The sequence below is a fragment of the Rhizobium sp. CFBP 13726 genome (assembly GCF_014841925.1).
Classification (GTDB): Bacteria; Pseudomonadota; Alphaproteobacteria; order Rhizobiales; family Rhizobiaceae; genus Neorhizobium; species Neorhizobium soli.
On sequence record NZ_JACYUU010000003.1, the window covers coordinates 33303 to 55423 of the forward strand.

Annotated in this window: 23 protein-coding genes; 14 read left to right on the forward strand and 9 right to left on the reverse strand. The window is 61.9% G+C overall.

Annotated elements, in window-relative coordinates; translation table 11 throughout:
- Positions 1–11 precede the first annotated feature (11 nt).
- Genes IFT66_RS14105 through IFT66_RS14120 form a run of 4 tightly spaced genes read left to right on the forward strand, consistent with a single transcriptional unit; the run spans position 12 to position 3494 of the window.
- A complete protein-coding gene (locus IFT66_RS14105) occupies positions 12–596 on the forward strand; it encodes a TRAP transporter small permease subunit (protein WP_192078013.1) in 585 nt (194 codons plus the stop codon).
- Between the two features lie 3 nt (positions 597–599).
- A complete protein-coding gene (locus IFT66_RS14110) occupies positions 600–1913 on the forward strand; it encodes a TRAP transporter large permease (RefSeq protein ID WP_192078014.1) in 1314 nt (437 codons plus the stop codon).
- 20 nt (positions 1914–1933) lie between these two features.
- Positions 1934–2917 carry a TRAP transporter substrate-binding protein gene (locus IFT66_RS14115; protein ID WP_062454240.1) on the forward strand — a complete coding sequence of 328 codons (984 nt, stop codon included), beginning with the start codon at positions 1934–1936 and terminating at the stop codon, positions 2915–2917.
- Positions 2880–3494, forward strand: coding sequence for a winged helix DNA-binding protein (locus IFT66_RS14120; RefSeq protein WP_446737906.1), 615 nt, complete (start codon positions 2880–2882; stop codon positions 3492–3494). The genes IFT66_RS14115 and IFT66_RS14120 overlap by 38 nt, the downstream gene beginning before the upstream one ends.
- Before the next feature lie 10 nt (positions 3495–3504).
- Here the strand turns inward: IFT66_RS14120 and IFT66_RS14125 are convergent, their stop codons facing one another.
- Positions 3505–4329, reverse strand: a complete 825-nt coding sequence (locus IFT66_RS14125) for an alpha/beta hydrolase (RefSeq protein ID WP_192078015.1) — start codon at positions 4327–4329, stop codon at positions 3505–3507.
- 222 nt (positions 4330–4551) lie between these two features.
- Here IFT66_RS14125 and IFT66_RS14130 point away from each other — a divergent pair, with 222 nt between their 5' ends.
- The 6 genes from IFT66_RS14130 to IFT66_RS14155 are packed head-to-tail and all read left to right on the forward strand — an operon-like array spanning position 4552 to position 9973.
- Positions 4552–5688, forward strand: coding sequence for an ABC transporter substrate-binding protein (locus IFT66_RS14130; protein WP_192078016.1), 1137 nt, complete (start codon positions 4552–4554; stop codon positions 5686–5688).
- 9 nt (positions 5689–5697) lie between these two features.
- Positions 5698–6621 (forward strand): branched-chain amino acid ABC transporter permease, encoded by a 924-nt coding sequence (locus IFT66_RS14135; RefSeq protein ID WP_192078017.1) that lies wholly within the window; start codon positions 5698–5700, stop codon positions 6619–6621.
- A gap of 13 nt (positions 6622–6634) precedes the next feature.
- On the forward strand, positions 6635–7612 hold the full coding sequence (locus IFT66_RS14140; protein WP_192078018.1) for a branched-chain amino acid ABC transporter permease: 978 nt from the start codon (positions 6635–6637) through the stop codon (positions 7610–7612).
- Positions 7605–8354: an ABC transporter ATP-binding protein gene (locus IFT66_RS14145; RefSeq protein ID WP_192078019.1), complete on the forward strand. Its 750-nt coding sequence runs from the start codon at positions 7605–7607 to the stop codon at positions 8352–8354. Before IFT66_RS14140 ends, IFT66_RS14145 begins: the two co-directional genes overlap by 8 nt.
- Positions 8354–9037 carry an ABC transporter ATP-binding protein gene (locus IFT66_RS14150; RefSeq protein WP_430257997.1) on the forward strand — a complete coding sequence of 228 codons (684 nt, stop codon included), beginning with the start codon at positions 8354–8356 and terminating at the stop codon, positions 9035–9037. Before IFT66_RS14145 ends, IFT66_RS14150 begins: the two co-directional genes overlap by 1 nt.
- 3 nt (positions 9038–9040) lie before the next feature.
- Positions 9041–9973: a glutaminase gene (locus tag IFT66_RS14155; protein WP_113165751.1), complete on the forward strand. Its 933-nt coding sequence runs from the start codon at positions 9041–9043 to the stop codon at positions 9971–9973.
- A gap of 80 nt (positions 9974–10053) precedes the next feature.
- On the opposite strand, the gene IFT66_RS14160 is transcribed toward IFT66_RS14155, so the two are convergent.
- The 4 genes from IFT66_RS14160 to IFT66_RS14175 form a co-directional block, all read right to left on the reverse strand.
- On the reverse strand, positions 10054–11571 hold the full coding sequence (locus IFT66_RS14160) for a tripartite tricarboxylate transporter permease (protein WP_062454231.1): 1518 nt from the start codon (positions 11569–11571) through the stop codon (positions 10054–10056).
- A 22-nt stretch (positions 11572–11593) separates the two neighbouring features.
- The gene (locus IFT66_RS14165; protein WP_062454230.1) at positions 11594–12082 is read right to left on the reverse strand and encodes a tripartite tricarboxylate transporter TctB family protein; all 489 of its coding nucleotides are present in this window, start codon (positions 12080–12082) and stop codon (positions 11594–11596) included.
- The gene (locus IFT66_RS14170; protein ID WP_062454229.1) at positions 12079–13023 is read right to left on the reverse strand and encodes a Bug family tripartite tricarboxylate transporter substrate binding protein; all 945 of its coding nucleotides are present in this window, start codon (positions 13021–13023) and stop codon (positions 12079–12081) included. The genes IFT66_RS14165 and IFT66_RS14170 overlap by 4 nt, the downstream gene beginning before the upstream one ends.
- Positions 13024–13253: 230 nt before the next feature.
- Positions 13254–14321 carry an ABC transporter substrate-binding protein gene (locus IFT66_RS14175; protein ID WP_062454228.1) on the reverse strand — a complete coding sequence of 356 codons (1068 nt, stop codon included), beginning with the start codon at positions 14319–14321 and terminating at the stop codon, positions 13254–13256.
- A gap of 165 nt (positions 14322–14486) precedes the next feature.
- Here IFT66_RS14175 and IFT66_RS14180 point away from each other — a divergent pair, with 165 nt between their 5' ends.
- From IFT66_RS14180 to IFT66_RS14190, 3 genes are all read left to right on the forward strand, one after another.
- A complete protein-coding gene (locus IFT66_RS14180; protein WP_192078020.1) occupies positions 14487–14993 on the forward strand; it encodes a DUF1993 domain-containing protein in 507 nt (168 codons plus the stop codon).
- A gap of 84 nt (positions 14994–15077) precedes the next feature.
- Positions 15078–15755, forward strand: a complete 678-nt coding sequence (locus IFT66_RS14185; RefSeq protein ID WP_113109268.1) for a response regulator transcription factor — start codon at positions 15078–15080, stop codon at positions 15753–15755.
- The gene (locus IFT66_RS14190) at positions 15752–17134 is read left to right on the forward strand and encodes a sensor histidine kinase (RefSeq protein ID WP_192078021.1); all 1383 of its coding nucleotides are present in this window, start codon (positions 15752–15754) and stop codon (positions 17132–17134) included. Before IFT66_RS14185 ends, IFT66_RS14190 begins: the two co-directional genes overlap by 4 nt.
- Positions 17135–17146: 12 nt before the next feature.
- On the opposite strand, the gene nagA is transcribed toward IFT66_RS14190, so the two are convergent.
- The 4 genes from nagA to IFT66_RS14210 are packed head-to-tail and all read right to left on the reverse strand — an operon-like array spanning position 17147 to position 20991.
- Positions 17147–18301 carry an N-acetylglucosamine-6-phosphate deacetylase gene (gene nagA / locus IFT66_RS14195; protein WP_192078022.1) on the reverse strand — a complete coding sequence of 385 codons (1155 nt, stop codon included), beginning with the start codon at positions 18299–18301 and terminating at the stop codon, positions 17147–17149.
- Positions 18298–19326: an SIS domain-containing protein gene (locus IFT66_RS14200; RefSeq protein WP_245341588.1), complete on the reverse strand. Its 1029-nt coding sequence runs from the start codon at positions 19324–19326 to the stop codon at positions 18298–18300. Before IFT66_RS14200 ends, nagA begins: the two co-directional genes overlap by 4 nt.
- 10 nt (positions 19327–19336) lie before the next feature.
- Positions 19337–20101, reverse strand: coding sequence for a GntR family transcriptional regulator (locus tag IFT66_RS14205; RefSeq protein WP_184654292.1), 765 nt, complete (start codon positions 20099–20101; stop codon positions 19337–19339).
- Positions 20098–20991, reverse strand: a complete 894-nt coding sequence (locus tag IFT66_RS14210; protein WP_192078024.1) for an N-acetylglucosamine kinase — start codon at positions 20989–20991, stop codon at positions 20098–20100. Before IFT66_RS14210 ends, IFT66_RS14205 begins: the two co-directional genes overlap by 4 nt.
- Positions 20992–21196: 205 nt before the next feature.
- Between IFT66_RS14210 and IFT66_RS14215 the strand changes: the two genes are divergently transcribed.
- Entirely contained in the window at positions 21197–22120 is a 924-nt protein-coding gene (locus IFT66_RS14215; protein ID WP_192078025.1) for an N-acetylmuramic acid 6-phosphate etherase, read from the forward strand.
- The last annotated feature ends 1 nt before the right edge of the window (position 22121 follow it).

Here is a 22121-nt window from a genome sequence, read left to right on the forward strand (position 1 = left end):
GAGGGCAAACCGTGTCCACCGTTGATCCACGTCACAGCATCTTCCCCGAATGGCTCCGCAAAGGGTTGGACGGTTTGTACCTCGTGTCCGGCTGGCTGGCCGGCCTGTTCCTGATCGCGATCTTCCTGATCATGCTTGCGCTATCCGCAGGCCGCCCGCTTGGGATAGACGTCCCGGCCGGCGACGATTTCGCGTCCTGGTCTATGGCGGCGTCTGCCTTCCTTGGTCTCGCCCATACATTCCGCTCCGGCGAAATGATCCGCGTCGGCTTGCTGGTGGAGAGGTTCACCGGCCGCACTCGCCAGATGGTCGAGATTTTTGCGCTGCTGGTGGGATCCGCCGCTGCCATCTATTTCGCCTGGTACGCTTTCGACATGAACGTCACCTCGTGGCGTTTTAACGATCTCGCCCAGGGGGTGATCGCCATGCCGCTGTGGATCCCGCAGATGGGTTTTTCCGGCGGCCTGATCATCCTGGCTGTCGCCATGACGGACGAGCTTCTGCACGTGCTTTTCGGTGGGTCGCCCCGCTACGAAAAGCCGCCTGCCGAAACCGCCGAAGAAGTGATCGAACGCGCAATGCAGAGCGGGGCCTGACACATGGGAACGATCGAACTCGTCGAAATTGCCGGCGTCGTCCTCGTCGCGCTGCTGGCGCTTCTCGCCGCCGGCGTCTGGATCGGCGTCTCGCTGCTGATCTGCGGCCTGATTGCCATGCTTTTCGTGCCGGGCATCCCGTTTGGCGCGGTGCTGGCCACCAACTCCTGGAGCAATGGCGCGTCCTGGTCGCTGGCGGCGCTGCCGCTGTTTGTCTGGATGGGCGAAATCCTGTTCCGGACAAAGCTGTCCGAAGAGATGTTCCGGGGGCTGGCGCCCTGGCTTGGCTGGCTGCCGGGCAGGCTCATGCATGTCAACGTTCTCGGATGCGGCCTGTTCGGCTCGATCTCCGGCTCCTCGGCTGCAACCACGGCAATGATCGCCAAGATCGCACTGCCGGAATTGAAGAAGCGCGGCTACGACGAAATGGTCAGCCTCGGCTCGCTGGCCGGTGCCGGCACGCTCGGCATTCTCATTCCGCCGTCGATCACCATGGTCGTCTATGCGGTCGCTGCCAACGTCTCGATCATCCAGATCTTCCTCGCCGGATTCCTGCCGAGCCTGATCGTGATGGTCCTCTATTGCGGCTATATCGTCGTCTGGTCGCTGCTCAACCCCGACAAGCAGCCGCCTGCGCCGCCCAAAATGAGTTTCAAGGAAAAACTGAAGGAATCGGCCAATCTCATTCCGGTCAGCCTCCTGATCATCGTCGTCTTCGCAACGCTGTTGCTCGGTTGGGCCACGGCGACGGAATGTGCGGCATGGGGTGTGGCCGGCTCGCTCGCCATTGCGGCGTGGTCGAAAACGCTCAGCTGGAAGTCCTTCTGGGACAGCGTCATGGGTGCGACACGTCTCACCTGCATGATCATGCTGATCCTGACGGGCGCCGGCTTCATGTCGATCGCCATGGGATATACCGGCATTCCGAACGCGCTGGCTGCCTGGGTGGATAGCTTCAACCTCAGCCCCTACGCTTTGATCGCCGTGCTGACGATCATGTATATTCTGCTTGGTGCGGCACTCGATGGTCTTTCGATGATCGTCCTCACCACGGTTGTCGTTTTGCCGATGATCCAGCAGGCCGGCTTCGACCTCGTCTGGTTCGGCATCTTCCTGGTGCTGATCGTCGAGATGGCGGAGGTCTCTCCGCCCGTGGGCTTCAATCTCTTCGTCCTGCAGACGATGAGCGGGCGCGATAGCCTCACGGTGGCAAAAGCCTCGCTGCCATTCTTTTTCCTGCTTGTGGCGACCGTCGCCATCATTACGGTTTTCCCGGAAATCGTGATGGTTCTGCCGAAAATGGCATTCCCGGGTTAATCACAAAGAGGGAACTGAAAATGAAGGTCACTGGAAAACTCGCCCGCCTCGGCATTGCCGCAGCCGCGCTCCTCGCGTCCACAGCATCGTCTTTCGCAGCCAACTGGGTCCTGCCGTCCGCCTATCCACCGACCAACTACCATGTCGAGAACCTCAACCAGTTCGCCAAGGACATCGATGCGGCCACTAAGGGTGAGCTGAAGATCACCGTTCATCCGAATGCCTCCCTCTTCAAGGCCCCCGATATCAAGCGCGCGGTCCAGACCGGCCAGGCGCAGGCGGGCGAAGTGCTGCTGTCGCTGCACGAAAACGAAAACCCGGTCTTCGGGATCGACGTCGTGCCGTTCCTCGCCACCAGCTTCGAACAGTCCAAGAAGCTTTACACAGCGTCGAAGCCCGCTATCGAACAGGCGCTCGACAAGCAGGGCCTGAAGCTCCTCTACACCACGCCATGGCCGCCACAGGGCCTCTTCACCAAGAAGGACGTCAACACCGTTGCCGACCTGAAGGGTCTGAAGTGGCGCGCGTATAATGTCGGCACATCGCGTATTGCGGAACTGGTCGGCGCCCAGCCGGTCACCGTCCAGGCCGCCGAACTGCCGCAGGCTCTGGCAACCAGTGTCGTCGATGGCTTGATGACATCCAGCGCCACGGGCGTCGACAGCAAGATCTGGGAATCACTGACCCACTACTATGACACCCAGGCCTGGATCCCGAAGAACGTCATCTTCGTCAACAAGGCTGCGTTCGCAGCCCTCGACGCCGCCACGCAGAAAGCCGTGACGGATGCGGCTGCGGCTGCAGAAACCCGCGGCTGGTCGATGGCCGCCGAAAAGACGGCGTCCTACATGGAAACGCTGAAGAAGAACGGCATGCAGGTTCTGGAACCAAGCGCCGAACTGAAGACCGGTCTTTCCGAAATCGGCGCCAAGCTGACCGAGGATTGGTCGAAGAAAGCCGGCGCAGATGGCGCCGCCATTCTGGACGCCTACAAGAAGATGTGATTTCGGAAGCGCCGCGGCAATCGTGCCGCGGCGCCCTCTCATTCCGGAGAAGCTCATGTCCGAACCGATAGACACTGTTGGCCCGATCGTTTCTTCGGAGCACCTGGCAAGCGGCGCGCTGCCGGCTCTGTCCGAAATCGAGTTCGGCCTCACCATGCTCAATCATGCGTTCAGCCGCTGGATGGTGCGCTGCATGGCGGCATCCGGAGTGCCCGACCTTTCGACCGTCGACATTCTCGTCCTCCACAACGTCAACAGCCGCAACAAACCGAAGACGCTGGCCGATATCGCGCTCGTCCTCAATATCGAAGACACCCATGTGGTGACCTACGCTCTCAAAAAGCTGGAACGGCTGAAGCTGATCAAGTCCGGCCGGCGCGGCAAGGAAAAGCTGGTCATGGTGACGGAAGCGGGCGCTGCCGCCTGTGCCCGCTACAAGGCGATGCGTGAAAGCCTGCTCGTCAAATCCGTTTTGGCAACCGAAGTGTCCGCAGACTCCTTGTCGGATGTCGCCGCCCGCCTTCGCGCCCTGTCCGGCCATTACGATCAGGCCGCCCGCGGCGCCGCGTCTCTCTAGCGACAAAACGCTAGCCCAAAAGCGCTCTCGTCAGCGGGTGGTTCGGATCGGATAGCCCGTCCAGAACCGTGAAATGGTTTCTGTCCGGCTCCTCGACGGCTTCGGTCTCGGCCCCCAGACCCTTCCAGATATTGGCGAGCAGTGCGTTCTGTCGAAGGAATTCCGAGCGTTCGTTGCCGCCAACCCAGCAGGTGAGGCGCGTGTTCGGGATGGGTTCCAGCAAGGCCGGGCTTTCGCGCTGCGCCTCCTCAGGATCGATCCGCTGCTTCTCGTTCATCTTCGTCCTCATGATCGGGCGAAGGTCATGCACGCCTGAGATCGACACCGTGTTGACGATGCGGTCTCGGACGGTCTCTGCAAGCGGCGATGTGGTGGTGATCATCCGTGTGACCAGATGCCCGCCCACCGAATGCCCGGCAAGCCGGATCGGCCCCTCCACCAGGTCAGCCGCAGCCGTGATCGCCTGGCCGATCTCGAGGGTGATTTCAGAGATCCGGTTTTCAGGCGCGAGCGTGTAAGCGGGAAGAGCCACCGCATATCCGCTCTCCAAAGCGCCATGGGCAAAATGCGACCAGTAGCTGTTGTCGAGCGCGATCCAGAAGCCGCCATGGACATAGACGACGAGGCCTGCCGGCTCTCCGGCGGGAAGGAAGAGATCGAAACGATTGCGTGGCTTGTCGCCATAGGCAATGCCAAGCTTCGCACGGCCCTCGGCCGTGAGCGCTTCGCGGTACAGTCTTGCCGGTTCCACCCAGGCGGCTGGCCAGAGATCACCCTTTGGAATGTTCGGGCCATTGGCATAGGCGTCGTCCCAATCGGTGATTCCGTGGCGCATGGAATAGTCCCCTGTTCGATCCGACACGCGTCATAGCCTGCCGCACATGTCGCTGGAAAGCCTGCGTTTGTCTCCGTAGGCATCGCCTCATCGGCATAGTTTGCTTTGTGATGCTTTTTGCGCTTGCACGCTGTGGAAGTTTGCCGGCGAATGTGGAAGGTAACGGGTTCACCGCCATCGACGGATTGGCGGAGCAGGGGATAAAAAAAGGGGAGAATGACGATGAAGAAAATCCTGGCAGCCGCCACGATGGCACTCAGCCTCGGCGCATCCGGTCTGGCCATCGCCGAGCCGCTCAAGATCGGCATGATCACCACGCTATCAGGCGGCGGTGCAGGCCTCGGGGTCGATACGCGCGACGGCTTCATGCTGGCCATCAAGCAGTCCAGCAACAAGGATATCACCGTCGTCACCGAGGATGATGCGCAGAAGCCGGAACTGGCCGTCCAGATCGCCGACAAGATGATCCAGAGCGACAATGTCGACCTGCTCACCGGCATCGTCTGGTCGAACCTTCTGATGGCCGTCGTGCCTGGAGCGGTCGCGCAGGACAAGTTCTACGTCTCGACCAACGCCGCACCCGCAGCGCTGGCCGGTGCCGGCTGCAACAAGCTCTATTTCAACGCAGCCTATCAGAACGACAATCTTCATGAAGCTGTCGGCGAATATGCCAACAAGTCCTACAAGAAGATGTTCATCCTGGCGCCGAACTATCCGGCCGGCAAGGATTCGCTGACGGGCTTCAAGCGCTATTACAAGGGCGAACTGGCGGGCGAAGTCTATACCAAGGTTGGCCAGACCGATTACGCTGCCGAAATCGCCCAGATGCGTGCGTCGGGTGCCGACGGCATCTTCGTCTTCCTGCCGGGCGGCATGGGCATTTCCTTCATGAAGCAGTTTGCCCAGTCGGGTGTGAAGATCCCGGTCATGGGCCCGGGCTTCTCCTTCAGCCAGGACGTCCTGCCGGCCATCGGCGATGCGGCGCTCGGCGCCAAGGCATCGGGGCAGTGGGCTCCGGATTTCGATACCGACGTCAGCCGCAAATTCGTCACCGACTTCAAGGCCGAATACAATCGCCTGCCGTCCATCTATGCGCTTCAGGCCTATGATGCCGGCCAGCTGATCGCGTCTGCCGCTGCCAAGGCGGACGTCAAGGATGCAGACGCTTTCCGCGCCGAACTTCTCAAAGCCGATATTCAGTCGCCGCGTGGCAAGTTCAAGTTCAACACCAACCAGCATCCGATCCAGGATATCTACCTGACGGAAGTGGTGAAGAAGGACGGCGTTCTGACCAACAAGACGGTCGAGAAGATCTTTGCCGATCATGGCGACGCCTACGCCAAAGACTGCAAGATCTAAGGGAAGCATGTGACCATCTCGCTTGCTCTCGAGCAGCTGCTGAACGGCATCCAGCTCGGCGTCATGTTGTTTCTCATGTCTGCCGGGCTGACGCTGATCTTCGGCGTCATGGGCCTGATCAATCTCGCCCATGGCTCGCTCTATATGGTCGGCGCATTCGCCTGCGCGGCCGTTGCCGCCTGGACGGGGTCGTTCTGGCTCGGCCTTGTCGCCAGCCTTGCCTGTGCGGCGGCAGCCGGTGCCATCGTCGAACTCCTGGTTATCCGCAGGCTCTATGACCGCGACCATCTCGATCAGGTTCTGGCGACATTCGCGCTGATCCTGATCTTTTCCGAAGGCACCCGCTGGCTGTTCGGCTCCTTCCCGCTTTACCTCGATATTCCGCCGCTGCTGCAGGGTGCGGTCGCTCTGCAGGGGGATGCAACCTATCCCGTCTACCGCCTGGCGATCATCGCCGTCGGTGCGCTGGTGGCGCTCGGCCTTTACCTGCTGATCGGCAAGACCCGGCTCGGCATGCGCATCCGGGCTGGCGAAAGCGACCGCGAGATGATCGGCGCGCTCGGCGTCGATATCCGCACGCTCTATACGCTGGTCTTTGCACTGGGCTCCGCTCTGGCCGGACTTGCCGGCGCAATCGTCGGCCCGCTGCAATCGGTCCAGGTCGGCATGGGCGAACCGGTCCTTATCCTCGCCTTCGTGGTGATCGTCATCGGCGGCATCGGCTCGATCAAGGGGGCGCTCATTGGCGCGCTGCTCGTTGGCATCACCGATACGCTCGGCCGGCTTCTTCTGCCGCAATTGCTGAGCCTGTTCATGGACCCGTCCCAGGCGGGCATGATCGGCGGCGCTGCGGCATCCATGCTGATCTATGTGGTCATGGCCGTGATCCTGTCGTTGAAACCTCGCGGCCTGTTTCCGCCAGCCCATGCATGAAGGCCGTTCAACGATGGTGCTGACCCGCGAAAACGCAGTCAATCTCACGCTGGCCGTGCTGCTGCTCGCCGTGCCCCTGGCCGCGAGCGCGCTCGGCCAGCCGTTCTACATAACCCTTGCGACCCGCATCGCCATCCTCGCTTTGGCCGCACTCGGCCTCAATCTTGCGCTTGGCCTCGGCGGCATGGTGTCGTTCGGCCACGCGGCCTTTTTCGGCATCGGAGGCTATGCCGCCGGCGTTCTTGCAAGCCACGCGCTATCAGGTGAACCGCTTCTGTTCGATCTCTCAGGCACGGCGCAGATGCCGATCATCTGGCTTGTCGCGGTCATCGCAGCCGGTGTGGTGGCGCTCGCCATCGGGGCGCTCAGCCTCAGGACCTCGGGCGTCTATTTCATAATGATCACGCTCGCCTTCGCGCAGATGGTCTATTATTTTGCGATATCCTGGCCGGCTTACGGTGGCGAGGACGGGCTTTCGATCGCGGTGCGCAACCAGTTTCCGGGCACGAACACGATGCGCCCGCTGAATTTCTTCTTTGTCGCTTATGCAGTGCTTCTGGCCGGCATCGGCCTTTTCGCACTGATCCGTGCGTCGCGTTTCGGTGCGGCGCTGGTTGCCACGCGCCAGAACGAGATCCGCGTCGCCGCCCTCGGCATTGACCACTACCGTATCCGGCTCGCAGGTTTCGTCATCTCGGCCATGATCACGGCCCTTGCCGGCGCGCTCTACGCAGATCTCAACCGCTTCGTCAGCCCGTCCATGCTTGCCTGGCACATGTCTGGCGAACTGATTGTGCTGATCATTCTCGGCGGCACCGGCAGGCTTTTCGGGCCGCTCGCCGGTGCAGCGCTTTATGTGGCGTTCGAGTTCGCGCTGGGTGGCCTAACCGAACGCTGGCAGTTCTTCCTCGGTCTCATCCTTCTCGGCGTGGTGCTCTTTGCCCGCGGCGGATTGCTGGGCCTGCTTGCCGGAAAGACGAAACATGGTTGAGCCGGTTCTCCAGACAGACAATCTCGTTAAGAGTTTCGGAGCACTTCGTGCCACCGACGGCATCACGCTCGACCTGAAGCCCGGCGAAATCCACGCACTTATCGGCCCGAACGGTGCCGGAAAATCGACCCTGATTCACCAGATCTGCGGCACGCTCAAGCAGGATAGCGGCACGATCCGCCTCGCGGGTGAAGACATCGGCGCACTGAGTGCAGCCGCTCGCGCCCGACGGGGGCTCGGTCGCACGTTTCAGGTGTCGTCGCTGGCGCCGGAGTTTTCAGCGCTGCGTAATGTCATGCTGGCGGTTCAGGCGAGGCAGGGGTCGAGTTTCGGTTTCTTCCGACCTGTCATGCGCGACAGATCGCTGATCGATCCTGCGATGGCGATCCTCGAGCGCGTCGGTCTGTCCGACCGGGCACGCCTGCCGGCGGCCGAGCTTTCCCACGGCGAGCGCCGCCAGCTGGAGATCGCCATGGCGCTGGCCCTGCAATCGAAGGCTCTGCTTCTCGACGAGCCGATGGCGGGAATGGGGCCGGAAGGTTCGAAACGGCTTACAGGCTTTCTCGATACGCTGCGCCAGGAAGCACCGATCCTGCTTGTGGAACATGATATGGATGCCGTCTTCGCGCTGGCCGACCGGATTTCGGTTCTGGTCTACGGCCGCATCATCGCAACCGGCACGGTTGAGGATATAAGGCGCGATCCGGCGGTCCGTACCGCCTACCTGGGGGATCACGCCTGATGCTGCTCGATGTCAAGGATATCGCGACGTACTACGGCAGCAGCCAGGCGCTGTTCGGCGTCGAATTTGCGGTGGCGGAAGGCGAGGTCGTGGCGCTGATGGGCCGCAACGGCATGGGCAAGTCCACGACCATCAAGTCGATCTGCAATCTCTTGAGCCCGAAAACCGGCCGCATCGTCTTCGATGGTAAGGACACCGGGAAGCTGGCACCCTACAAGGTGGCGCGGCTGGGCGTCGGACTTGTGCCCGAGGGACGCCGCTGTTTCCCGAACCTCACCGTTCACGAAAACCTGGTCGCCGCCGCAAGACCCGGTGAATGGACCGTCTCAGAGATCAATGCCCTGTTTCCCCGTCTGGAGGAACGGCATGCGCAGATGGCCAGATCGCTCTCCGGCGGCGAGCAGCAGATGCTGGCGATCGGACGCGCGCTGATGACCAATCCGCGGCTGCTGATCCTCGACGAGGCGACGGAGGGGCTTGCACCTGTCATCCGCCAGGATATCTGGAAGGCCTTGCGCCAGTTGAAGACGAAGGGCCTGTCCATTCTCCTGGTCGACAAGACGCTGTCCGAGCTCTTGCCGGTTGCCGACCGGTGCGTCATCCTCGAAAACGGCAGAAGCGTCTGGATCGGCGCCCCAGCCGATCTGACACCAGGGTTGCAGGATCGATATCTCGGAGTGTGAGCAATGACGGACGATCTGCAGGCCATCGTCGATCGGATCCACGCCAAGCTGCAGAGCCGGCTGGGCGAGGGAAAAGTGGCCGACTACATTCCCCAGCTTGCCCATGTCGATCCACGCAAGTTTGGCATGGCGGTCGTCACGGTCGACGGCAAGGTCCATAGCGCCGGAGATTGTGCCGAACCTTTCTCGATCCAGAGCGTGTCGAAGGTTTTCACGCTGACGCTCGCACTCGGCAAGCATGGCGAAACCACCTGGAACCGGGTCGGTCGGGAGCCGTCGGGCTCTCCCTTCAACTCCATTGTCCAGCTCGAACAGGAGGCCGGAAAGCCCCGCAACCCCTTCATCAATGCCGGCGCGATTGCCGTCAGCGATCTCGTTCTTGCTGGCCATACGCCGCGCGAGGCGATCGGGGAGATCCTGCGCTTCGTCCGCTATCTCGCGGATGACGAAACGATCGCGATCGACCCGTCGGTTGCGAAATCCGAGGAAGCGACCGGCTACCGAAATATTGCGCTTGCCAATTTCATGCGCTCTTTCAACAAGCTCTCGCATCCGGTCGAGCATGTGCTCGGCGTCTATTTCCACCACTGCGCCATCTCCATGACCTGCACCCAGCTGGCGCGGGCCGGTCTATTCCTCGCCGCCAATGGCCGCAACCCGATGACCGGGCACACCGTGGTCTCAAGCCAGCGGGCACGGCGCATCAACGCCCTCATGCTGACCTGCGGCCACTATGACGGCTCCGGCGAGTTCGCTTATCGGGTCGGACTTCCTGGCAAGAGTGGTGTCGGCGGCGGCATCATGGCCGTGGCGCCGGGACGCGCATCGATGGCCGTCTGGTCTCCAGGTCTCAATCAGAACGGCAATTCGCTGGTCGGTTCGCTGGCGCTCGAAATGCTGGCGGATGAAACCGGCTGGTCCGTGTTCGGGCACTGACACAACACTCCCTTCAAAACAGAAAGCCCGGCCTCCTTTCGGAAGACCGGGCTTGTTTCGTTGGGGGAAGGCTGAGGTCCTCAGTCTTCGCTGGCTGCCATCTGGTTCAGCACATTGCCACGACCGCGCATGCGCAGCACCAGCGGTACGATCAGGGCAGCCGCTGCCACGAGCAGCAGGCCTGCGGCGATCGGCGAGGTGAACAGCACCGTCACGTCGCCCTGGCTGATCGACAAGGCACGGCGCAACTGCTGCTCGGCCAGCGGGCCAAGGATCAGGCCGACGATCACAGGCGCGATCGGGTAATCGAACACGCGCATGATGTAGGCAACGAGACCGAAGACGAGCAGCATGCCAAGCTCGAACACCGACGGATTTGCGCCAATCGTGCCAAGCGTCGCAAACACGAGAATGCCGGCATAGAGCCAAGGCTTCGGGATCGTCAAGAGCTTCACCCACAGACCGACCAGCGGCAGGTTCAATACCAGCAGCATCAGGTTGGCGATGAGAAGCGAAGCGATCAGTCCCCAGACCAGCTGCGGGTTGGTGACAAACAGCAGCGGGCCCGGCTGCAGGCCATATTGCTGGAAACCGGCCAGCATGATGGCGGCCGTCGCCGACGTCGGAAGACCGAGCGTCAGAAGCGGCACAAGCGTACCGGCGGCGGACGCGTTGTTGGCAGCTTCCGGACCGGCAACACCTTCGATCGCACCATTACCGAACTCTTCAGGATGCTTGGAAAGACGCTTCTCGGTCGCATAGGAGAGGAACGTGCCGATTTCGGCACCACCGGCCGGCATTGCGCCGATCGGGAAGCCGATGACGGTCCCGCGCAACCAGGCTTTCCAAGAACGCGCCCAGTCCTGGGCGGTCATCCACACGGAGCCCTTGATCGCTTCCACCTTGTCGGGAGCCTGGGCACCCTGGGCGGCGATAAACAGCGTCTCGCCGATCGCAAACATGGCAACCGCCATGGTCGTGACCTCGATGCCGTCGAGAAGGTCAGGTACGCCGAAGGAGAGGCGGTTCTGGCCGGTCAGCTGATCGATGCCGACAAGCGACAAAGCAAGGCCGATGAACAGAGATGTCAGGCCACGCAGCGTCGAGTTTCCGAAAGCCGAGGAGACTGTGACGAAGGCGAGAACCATCAGCGCGAAATATTCGCGCGGACCGAACACCAGGGCAAGCTTCACGATATAGGGTGCAACGAAGGCAAGCGCGAGCGTGGCGATCAGACCGGCCACGAAGGATCCGATCGCAGCTGTTGCCAGCGCTGGCCCCCCGCGTCCTGCACGGGCCATCTTGTTGCCCTCGAGCGCGGTCACGATCGAGGCGCTTTCGCCTGGCGTGTTGAGAAGGATCGAGGTCGTCGATCCCCCGTACATGCCGCCGTAATAGATGCCGGCAAACATGATCAGCGAGCCGGTCGCATCCAGCTGGTAGGTAACGGGCAGAAGCAGCGCGACGGTGGTTGCCGGGCCGATGCCGGGCAGCACGCCGACCATCGTGCCGAGCGTTACGCCGACGAGCGCGTAAAACAGGTTCATCGGCTCTGCGGCAGAGGCCAGACCCTGAAGTAGGAATTCGAAAGTGCTCATGGATTAACTCTCTGGCTCCAAGTTAAAGGAGCAGGTTTTCCAGCGGACCGGCGGGAAGGGAAAGCTGCAGGACGCCCGCAAACAGGTACCAGATGGCGAGACAGATCGCGATGCCGATCGGAATGCTGATATGCAGCCGACGGGCACCGAAGCCGCGTGCGGCGAAAGCGAAAAGCAGGCCTGTCGCAATCGAGAACCCGACGAACCGGATCAGGATCATCTGGGCGAGAAGCCCGGCGACAACCCAGGCGACGGGACCGAATTCCTGCCGTTCGCGCGCGGGGAAATCCCGACGGAATGCCGCAAAGACCGTCCAGATGGCAAGGCCGATCAGGCCGAAAGCGATCCAGTAGGGCACGGAGGCGGGGCCGACAGGCGAGTAGCCAGTCGTACTCGTCAGCCGCGACACATCGATGAAGATGACGGCGGCGACGATCGCGAGTACGGCTGCAATGGCAAGCGCCGCCCAATCAGGGCGGCGCTGTTCGGTAGTCGTGTTTTCAGAACTCATTTGACCAGTCCGATGTCCTTCAGGATGGTTTCCGTCGCAGCGATATCCTTGGCGAGCTGCTCATCGAAGGCCGGACCGGAGAGGTAGGTGTCCATCCAGCCCTTGGTCTTCAGGTTATCCTGCCAGGTCTTGGACTTTACCAGCTTCTCGATGTCGGCAGTGATGGTCTTCTTCTGCTCGTCGGAAATGCCGGGAGCAGCGGCAACCATGCGCCAGTTCTGCAGCACGACGTCGAGACCGGATTCCTTCAGCGTCGGGGCATCGATGCCGTCGATCTTCTTGTCGGACGAGATCCCCAGCAGGCGCAGCGAGCCGGCCTTGATCTGCGATTCGAACTCGCCGTAGGACGAGATACCGGCCGTCACCTGGCTGCCCAGGATCGCGGCAAGCGCTTCGCCGCCACCGGAAAACGCGATGTAGTTGATCTTGGTCGGGTCTACGCCGGCAGCCTTTGCAATGAGGCCAGCGCCGATATGGTCGGTGCCGCCAGCCGAACCGCCACCCCAGGATACGGAACCCGGATCAGCCTTCAGCTTGGTGACCAGATCCGCCATCGTCTTGATGTCGGAAGATGTCGGGACGACGATCACTTCGTATTCGCCGGTGAGGCGTGCGATCGGTGTGACGTCTTTCAGGGTTACCGGCGACTTGTTGGTGAGGATTGCGCCGACCATGACGTAACCGCCAACCATCAGAGCGTTCGGGTTGCCCTTCTGCTGGCTGGCGAACTGGGCGATGCCGATCGTGCCGCCGGCGCCCGGAACGTTCATGACCTGGACGCGGTTGGAGATCTTCTCCTGCTGCAGGGCGACCTGCATGGTGCGGGCCGTCTGGTCCCAGCCGCCGCCCGGCGCTGCCGGTGCCATGACCGAATAGTCAGCCGCTACGGCCGGGAAGGCGACTGCGCCCGCGAGGAAAGATGCGATGAGAAAATGTTTCAAGGGTATGTCCTCCGTTGACGTCCTTTTGGACGAAATCTTTGATGGCGCAACGGTAGGATCGATTTGAGCGGACTGGTGCCGTCCGTTGATCTCCTCCCGTCACCGATCGAGTCCGCCTCCGAACGGGTCTCGAATGGTTCTAAGGCAGCATAACAAGCTGACATCTACCTGACATTTCCCTGACTGCGTCTGTTTGACAAGGGTAAATGCCTCAAAATCGCCAGAATTGATCACTGCTGGCGCAAGACCTCGTTCCATTTCGAGATCAGCCGCGCCCGTTTCACCTGATCGAGATAGACCATCAGCCCGAGGCTGACCGGCACCGGCTTCAATTGGCCACCCAGCATCTCGCGCATCGTCGTTGCGGTGTTGTTGCCGGACACTTCGGGACTGACGGCCGGGATCTGCAGTTCGCGGGCCATGATCGTCTGGCCCTCCTTCGACATGAAGAATTCGAGGTAGCGCTTTCCGAGATCGGCACGTTGAGCGGCTTGCGGCACCAGCCCGATACGCGACATGACCACCGTATAGTCCTTCGGCAGGACGATCCCGACATTCGGGTTCCGTGAGGCCCAGTCGGCGGCGTAGGATCCGACGATATTGTAACCCATCAGGAAACGGCCATCCGCCACCCTCTCAAGGATGGCGCCGCTTGTCGAATAGAGTTTGACGCCCGCTTCGCCCATCGCCCGCACCACCGACCAGATGTCCCCGAACTGTTCCTGGTCGCGCGACATGAACAGGAAGCCGACGCCGGAGCGTTCGATATCGTAGGTGCCGATGCGGCCATGCGCCTGGTCACCCTGGCGCGCCAGAAACGCGATGAACTCGGCGCGGGTGGCAGGCGGCGCCTCGTTCTTGAAACTCGGCTTGTTGTAGACGAACACGGCCGGCTCAAAGGTCAGCGCGTAAACCGTATTGCGCCAGTTCGCCCACTCGGGCCATCGCCCGCTCATCGGCAGGTCGCTCGCCTGGGCGTAACCGTCATTGGCAAGCTTGACCTGGAGATCCATGGCCGACGAAAACGCGAAATCTGCTGTCTTGCGGCCCGCGTCGGTCTCCCGCACGATCCTGTCGTAGATCTCTCCCGTCAGCATGTCCTCGTAGGACACCGCCACATCTGGGTTGGACGACTGGAAGCCTGTGATCATCGGCTTGGCAAGAGGCTCGTCCAGCGACGAATAGACGGTAAGGACAGGCGCATCCTTGTTGCCCGAAAGGGCAGGAAACATCAGCACTTCCGCGACGGCCAGATGCGGCGCAGCGATGAGACAAAGACAGAGGAGAAGCTTTTTCATTGCGGGCAAGAATGCCCGACCCGGGCGCTTGCGGCAAGCCGTTGGAAATCCATCACTGGCGTCCGGAATGCAGGGCTCGCGGTTTACCGCTCCCCTGTTGTATTGCCGGTCGCCGTTATTACCTGTCAATGGCGATTTCCCCACCAGCCCTTTGAGGTCATAACCATGTCGCTTTCCCTCTACGACGTCTCCGTCCCGGCCTTTATCCGTGGATTTGCCAATCTCTCCGAGATCCTGAAGAAGGCCGAAGCCTTCGCCGACGAGAAGGGCATTCCCCAAAGCCAGCTTCTCGAAGCGTGCCTGATCGAGGACATGCTGCCGCTGACGGGTCAGATCCAGCGCGCTAGCGACACGGCCAAGTTCGTCCCGGTGCGCGTCGGCCAGCTCGAAAACGTCGCGATGGAGGATAACGAAGTCACGTTTGCGGATCTCCATGCCCGCATCGACAAGACGGTCGCCTTCCTGAAGACCGTCGTTCCCGCCAGCATGTCCGGTCGCGACGAGGCCGAGGTCGTGCTGAAGACCCGGTCCGGCGAGATGAAATTCACAGCCACCGACTACGTTCTCGGGTTTGCCCTGCCCAACTTCTATTTCCATCTCACCGCCGCCTACGCGATCCTCCGCCACAAAGGCGTACCCATCGGCAAGACCGATTATCTCGGCCGTAGCTAGGCGAGCTATCGGCAGACGCTGCTCTGTCCAGTGACAACCCCGCGTCCCGGCGATAAGAGTCAGCCGGAACGGGGAAATGACGGTTTGCGTATCCTTCTTGTCGAAGACAATCAGACGCTGGCATCGGGCCTTGCCGCGATTTTGCGCGGCAGCGGCTATGTGGTCGATCTCGTGGCCGACGGAACGTCGGCGGAGGCAACGGTCGCCGCCGAAAGCTACGATCTGGTTATTCTCGACCTCAACCTTCCCGAAATGGATGGTCTCGATGTTCTGAAGGCCATGCGCGCCCGCCAGAACCGGGCGGCGGTGATGATCCTCACCGCCCGCGGCACGCCGGAAGAGAGGGTCAAAGGCCTCGATCTCGGCGCCGACGATTACATGACGAAACCGTTCGACGTGCCGGAGTTCGAGGCGCGCATCCGCGTCCTTCTTCGCCGCCAGGCGGGCCTTCGAAGCTCTGTCGTCACCTATGGCGGCGTTACTTTCGATCTGACGTCGCGAACCTTTTCGAGCCAGGGCGTACCGCTCGATATCCCTGCCCGCGAGGTGGCCCTTCTCGAACTCCTCTTCATGCGGGCCGGAAAGGTCGTGTCCAAGGAGGCGATCATTCGGTCGCTGACAGGGTTCGACGACGACCTCTCGTCCAATGCGATCGAGCAGTATGTGAGCCGACTAAGAAAGCGGCTTGCGGTCTACGGCCTGACCGTCAAGACCGCCCGCGGCATCGGCTATTATCTCGAGAAAATGGCCTCTCCGGAATGACGCCGACAGCCGCCTATTCGCTCCGCCGCCGCCTCCTAGCGTGGCTGCTTCTCTCGACGGCGCTGATCGGTGGCGTCGCCATGTTCGACACATGGGATGAGGCGCTCGATACGGCCAATGAAGTGTCCGATCGCGTGCTTGCGGGGTCGGCTCTCGCGATCGCCGAGCGCGTGATCGTCGCGGAAGACGGAGCGCTCGAGGTCGACATCCCCTATGTGGCGCTGGAAATGCTGACCTCTGCCGCGCAGGACCGGGTCTTTTACCGCGTCGACGGGCCGCCCGGCACCTTCATCACCGGCTACCAGAACCTTCCCTCAATCGCGCGGCGCGAGGGCCAGGCGGTGGCGTTCGAGAACGCCAGCTTTCGGGGCGAGCCCATCCGGGTCGCCGTCCTTGCCAGATCCGCGTCGACCGGCATCCGCTCGGTTCCCTTCGTCGTCACGGTCGCCGAAACCACCATGGCCCGTGAACAGCTGACGCGCACCATCCTGATACGCTCGGCGCTGCGAATTCTCTTCATGATCATCGGTGCCGCCGTGATCGTCTGGATCGCCGTCACGCTGTCGCTTCGGCCGCTCTATCGCTTCAGCGAAGCGATCGCCGAGCGCAGCCCGGACGATCTGCATCCGATCGGAGAAAGAGTGCCGAACGAGGTCCAGGGTCTGGTCGATACGGTCAATTCATTCATGGTGCGGCTCGAAAGCGCGTTGAATGCCCTGCGCCACTTCACCGGCAATGCCAGCCACCAGCTCCGAACTCCGCTCGCAATCGTGCGCACACAGCTCGCACTTGCGGACCGGGCGGACGATCTGGCCTCGGCAAAGACCGCAGTCCGCAAGGCGGATGAAGCGGTCGCCGGTGCCGAACATATCCTCGCGCAACTGCTGCTGATGGCAAAGATCGATGCGGCAGGACGCTCGGCAGCGTTCCGCAAGCTCGATCTCACTGATCTCGTTCGCGGCCTGACGGGAGATCATGTTCCGGGCGCCGCCGATCGTGGCATCGACCTCGGGTTCGAAGGAGAGGGCGTAACGCAAGTCAATGTCGAGCCGCTGCTGATCGGAGAACTGGTGAAGAACCTGATCGTCAACGCGATCCTTCATGCGGGCTCCGGCACGGAGGTCACCGTCCGCATCGAACGGAGTGGCGAGACGGCCCGGCTCGAAGTGGAGGATAACGGCCCGGGTATTCCGCCCGAGAAGCGAGCTATCGTGCTCGAACGGTTCGGCCGTCTCGGCCGCGGCGATGCATCCGGCACCGGTCTCGGACTGCCGATCGTCGAAGAAATCGCCCGCCTTCACGGCGCGGCCCTGTCGCTTCACGATGGCTCAGGCGGCACAGGCTTGAAAGTCCGGATCGATTTCCCGCTGGCGGGATAGGCCCTTCAGCCCTTAAGCGTACGCGCATTCTCCTGAAATCCAGGTGCTTTTCATGGAAAGATCCGCGCCAAGCACGACAAAATCCGCATCATATCCGGGCTTCAGAAAGCCTTTCCGGTTCTCGATGCGAGCAGCTTGCGCGGGATAGGCAGATGCCATGCGCAGGGCCTCCTCCAGCGACAGGCCTAGATTGCGGTGCACGTATCGAACCGACGAGATCATGTCGATATCGGCGCCGGCCAGTGTCCCGTCGGCCAGGGTCAGCCGGCCATCCTTGCGCAGAATTTCGCGGCCGTTGAGCGTGAAGGATGTCATGTCTGTCCCGATCGTCGACATCGCATCGGTCACCAGGAAGACCTTTCCGGGACCTGCCTTGGCGCGCAGCGCTGCCCCCATTGCGGCGGGATGCACGTGGATGCCATCGGCGATCAGGCCTGCATAAAGCGCTCCGGTATCGAGCGCCGCCCCGACCAGCCCCGGTTCGCGGTGACCGAGCGGGCTCATGGCGTTGAAGAGATGCGTGACGGTGCGAATGCCGGCCTTGGCATAGGCCGCCGCCGTATCGTAGCTTGCTTCCGTGTGACCGAGGCTGACGATGATGCCGGCGTCTGCGAGCTTTGTGACCTGTTCTTGTGTCACGCTTTCCGGCGCAATGGTCACCATCAGCACATCGAGCGCCCGTCCGCAGGAGAGCATCAGATCGAGGTCGCGATCCTCCATCGGACGGATGAGCGTAGGATCATGCGCTCCCTTGCGGGCAACGGACAGATGCGGTCCTTCCAGATGCAGTCCGAGAAAGCCGCGAATGCCCCGCGTCTTCGCATCGATACCGGCGGCAACAGTCCGGGCGGAAATGTCAGGCGTGTCGGTGATCAAGGTCGGCAACAGTGCCGTCGTCCCGAACTTCGCATGGGCGGCGCAGATCGTGGCGATACCCTCGACCGTCGGCTCTTCGTTGAGGAGCACGCCACCGCCGCCATTTACCTGCAGGTCGATAAAACCCGGAGCGATGATCTCGCCACCGTCGATCCTCTCGATCTCAGGTGCGAGCGAAACCGAAGGCTGGATGTGATCGATCCGGCCGTTCGAAAACACGACCGCGGCATTCTCATGCCAGTCGGCGCCGTCGAAGATGCGGTTTGCAGTCAGAGCCTTGAGGTCGGTCATAGGGTTTCGGTGACTTTGTTGAGGGCTGCCGGCTGATCGGGATCAAACCCCTTCGACCGCGACCAGGCTTCGACGAAACCGTAAAAGGGCACGATCAGCGCCAGCGCGTCGGTCAGCGGATGGCCGGTTGCGACAAAGGGAAGCTTTCGGGCAGCCGTGACCTTGTCGGAGGTCGCGTAGGCGAGCGCGCCCTTGGCCGCGAAATTGTCTGCGATCTGCACCGCGGAAGCTTCCGCCGCGTCCCTCGCGGCAAAGGTCAGTACCGGAAAGCGCTTTTCGACGAGCGCCACCGGACCATGCAGGACTTCGGCCGCAGAATAGGCCTCCGCATGCATGTTGGACGTTTCCTTGAATTTGAGCGCAGCCTCGCTGGCGATCGCAAGCGCCGGGCCGCGGCCGAGCATGTAGAGCGAATCAGCATCTCCGAGTTCGCTCGCAAACGCGCTCCAGTCGAGCTTGATGGCTTCATCGAAATGGCCGGGCATGGCGCGAACCGCCGCCTTCAGCCCGTCGTCACCGGTCCATTCGGAGAGAAGGGCGAGACCGGCGACAATCGAGCTGACGAAGGACTTGGTTGCCGCAACGGCAATTTCCGGACCCGCATTGATGTCGACCCCATAAAGCGATGCCTCGGTGATCGGCGACGGGAGCGTATTGGTCAGCGCAATCGTCACCGCCCCTGACCGGGTCGCAGCCTCCGCCATCGCGACGATGTCCGGGCTCTTGCCGGACTGGGAGATGGCGATCGCAGCACCACCGCCAAGCTGCAGATTGGCACCGTAGATTGAGGCAAGCGATGGTCCGAGCGAGGCAACCGGACGTCCCGCTGTCAACTCAATCGCATATTTGATGAACGTCGCGGCATGGTCCGAGGAACCGCGCGCGATCGTTACCAGGAAGGCCGGATCCTTGTCGCGCAGGGCCTGACCGGCCTTGGCAATGTCTGCCGCCGAACGGTCGAGCAATCGGGCCGTCGCCTCCGGTATCTCGTCGATTTCCTGGCGCATATGGGTCTTCATCGTCATCCTCGTCTGATCAGCTGTCGCCAAGCGAAAGCTCGGCCACGAAATCATAGGCATCGCCGCGGTAAAGCGAGCGGGTAAGCTCCACCACCCGGCCGGAGGCCAGGTAGGAAACGCGTTCGATCGACAGTCCCGCCGCCTCGATGGGCACTTCGAGCAGGCCGGCGTCGATCTTTTTCAGATTGGTCGCGGAGATCCGCTGGATGGCGCGTACCGGTCGCGCATCCTTCTTTTCCAGTTCCGCATAGAGCGACTGCTGGAGCGATACCGGGTCGGGCAGGAATTCTGCCGATATGCTGGCGCGCTCGATGGCAAGCGGCATGTCGTTCCCAAAGCGCAAACGTCCGATCCGGGCAACCATCGTGCCGGGTGCGAGACCCAGCATCATCATCTCTTCGGGCGAGGGATGAAACAATCCGCGCTCCAGCCATTCCGATCGGGAAACCAGGCCACGCCGTGCCATGTCCTCGGTAAACGATGTCAGCTTGGTCAGGGGTTGCTCGACGCGCGACAGCGGTTTTACCACGAAGGTCCCGGATCCATGGCGGCGGGTCAGAAGCCCGTCCCGGACAAGATCGTCGACGGCCTTGCGCACCGTGACGCGGCTGACGCTCGCATAGTCGGCGAGATCCCGCTCCGCGGGAAGCGCGTCGCCGTGACCGAGCTTGCCGGACCGGATCGCATCTTCCAGGCTTTGGCGCAGCTTGAGATAAAGCGGGCCGGAGCCGCCGGACTGCAGGCCGTCGAGGGGCAAGATGGCCGTCAGCGCCTCGCTCATGCGCACGCCTCCATCCGGGCTCCAGGTGCGAAGGCCTTGACGGCCAGTTCGACGGCGCCGGTCATTGCGTCGGCCCGCGGCTCGGAAAGACGGAGCCTGTGCCTCTCGGCAAGATAGGGAGGATAAAGCGGTGCAAGGCCACCGAGCAGGCAGAGCTTGGTCTTGTCACCGGACAGCGCGGTAACGGTGTCGAGCGCTTCGTCGATCCCGGCAGCACCGGTATGGAGGATCCGCAAAGCCGTCTCGTCGCCACGGCGAGCATAGTCGAAAACCTTTGGAGTCTGACGACCGAAGTCGCCAGGCTTGGCCAGCCTGGCAAAATCGACGATCAGTTCCGGATTGTTGTCGAACTCGGCCAAGATCGCCTCGCAGAGCGGCGTCATCGGCCTTATCCGGTCGAAGGCAAGCAGGGTTTCCTGCAGTGCGAGCTGCCCGAGCCTTGCGCCGCTGCCGAGATCGCTCACCTGAAACCCCCAGCCGGCGACGGATCTGAACTGACTGTGGCTGCGAATGATATAGACGGTCCCGGTCCCAACGATGCCGATCGCACCGTCTTCGTCACCGATCGCGCCCTGCAAGGCGATGACGCCGTCAGAAACGATCTGCGATCTGGCAAAGGGGAGACGTTCGGTCACATAGCCCACCGCGCCGCCGACATTGTTGCCGGCAAGACCCAGGATTGCAGATGCGGATGAAAGATCCGGCGTGAGTCCTGCTTCTTCGAACGCCTGCTTCGCGGCTTCAGCAATATGCCGGAGGGCGGTGTCGGGATCGGTCAGGATATTGGAGGCACCGCTCTTGCCGCGGCCGAGCAGGGTGCCGTTCATGTCGGCCAGCGCCGCCCGGCAGCTTGTCCCGCCGCCATCTATCCCGATCACGTAATCCGCCATGGATACCTCCACGAAGAATGATACCAAAAAAATACCATTTACCAAGGGCGAAATTATTGATGCGGACAAATCACGGCTAACACGCTATTTAAACTCGATTATTAGTCCTGAGCGACAGCTGCCGTGTTTCCGTGGGTAACTTTCGTTAATTTCCTGCTGGACAATTGGTATTTTTTTGGCATCATTTTGCGTGAGGGAGAAACGGATGAGCCAAACAGCCACCGAAGCCAGACACGGGAATACGGAAGGGCTCGATACGCGCGCCCCGACCGAAATCCTTCGGCTTCTGGCTGCCGGTCAGCAGCAGGCGGCCAAGAGCATCGATGCGGCGATCCCCGCTCTTGCGGATGCCGCGGAACTCGTTGCGTCGGCTCTGAGGCGTGGCGGAAAGCTTGTCTATGCAGGCGCCGGCAGCTCCGGCCTGATGGCCATGGCCGATGCGCTCGAGCTTCCCGGAACCTACGGCATTGCACGCGAGCAGATCGTCCTTCTTCTTGCCGGCGGAACGTCCGTTCTGGCCGACCTACAAGGCGCGCCGGAGGATGATGTCGCCTTGGCCGATCAGGATGCAGCGGTCATTGCGGCGGGAGACTGCGTTCTCGCCGTTTCTGCAAGCGGCTCGACGCCTTACGTTCTGAAGATCGCCGAGCTCGCGCGGGCCCGTGGCGCCAGGGTCGTGGCACTCGCCAACAATCCCGATGCACCCCTTTTCAATCATGCCGATGTCGCCGTCCTCCTCGAAACGCCGCCGGAAATGGTGGCTGGATCGACGCGCATGGGCGCGGGGACCGCACAGAAGCTTGCATTCAACATGCTGTCGACGCTGGCTGCGATCAAGCTCGGTCACGTGCATGACGGACACATGGTCAATCTGCGCGCCGACAATGCCAAGCTGCGCACCCGCGCCGCCGGCATGGTTGCCGATATCGCAGGCGTGACTGCCGAAGAGGCGGTAAGATATCTGCAGGTGGCGGACGGATCGGTGAAGATCGCCGTGCTTCTGGCTGAAGGCGCCCCCGATATCGACGCCGCACAATCGCTGCTTATTCGTTTCGATCAGGTGTTGAGGAAAGCACTTGCGGAACTGAAGATGACGGAAACGACCGAGACTCGCGCCGCAAGGCGCTAAC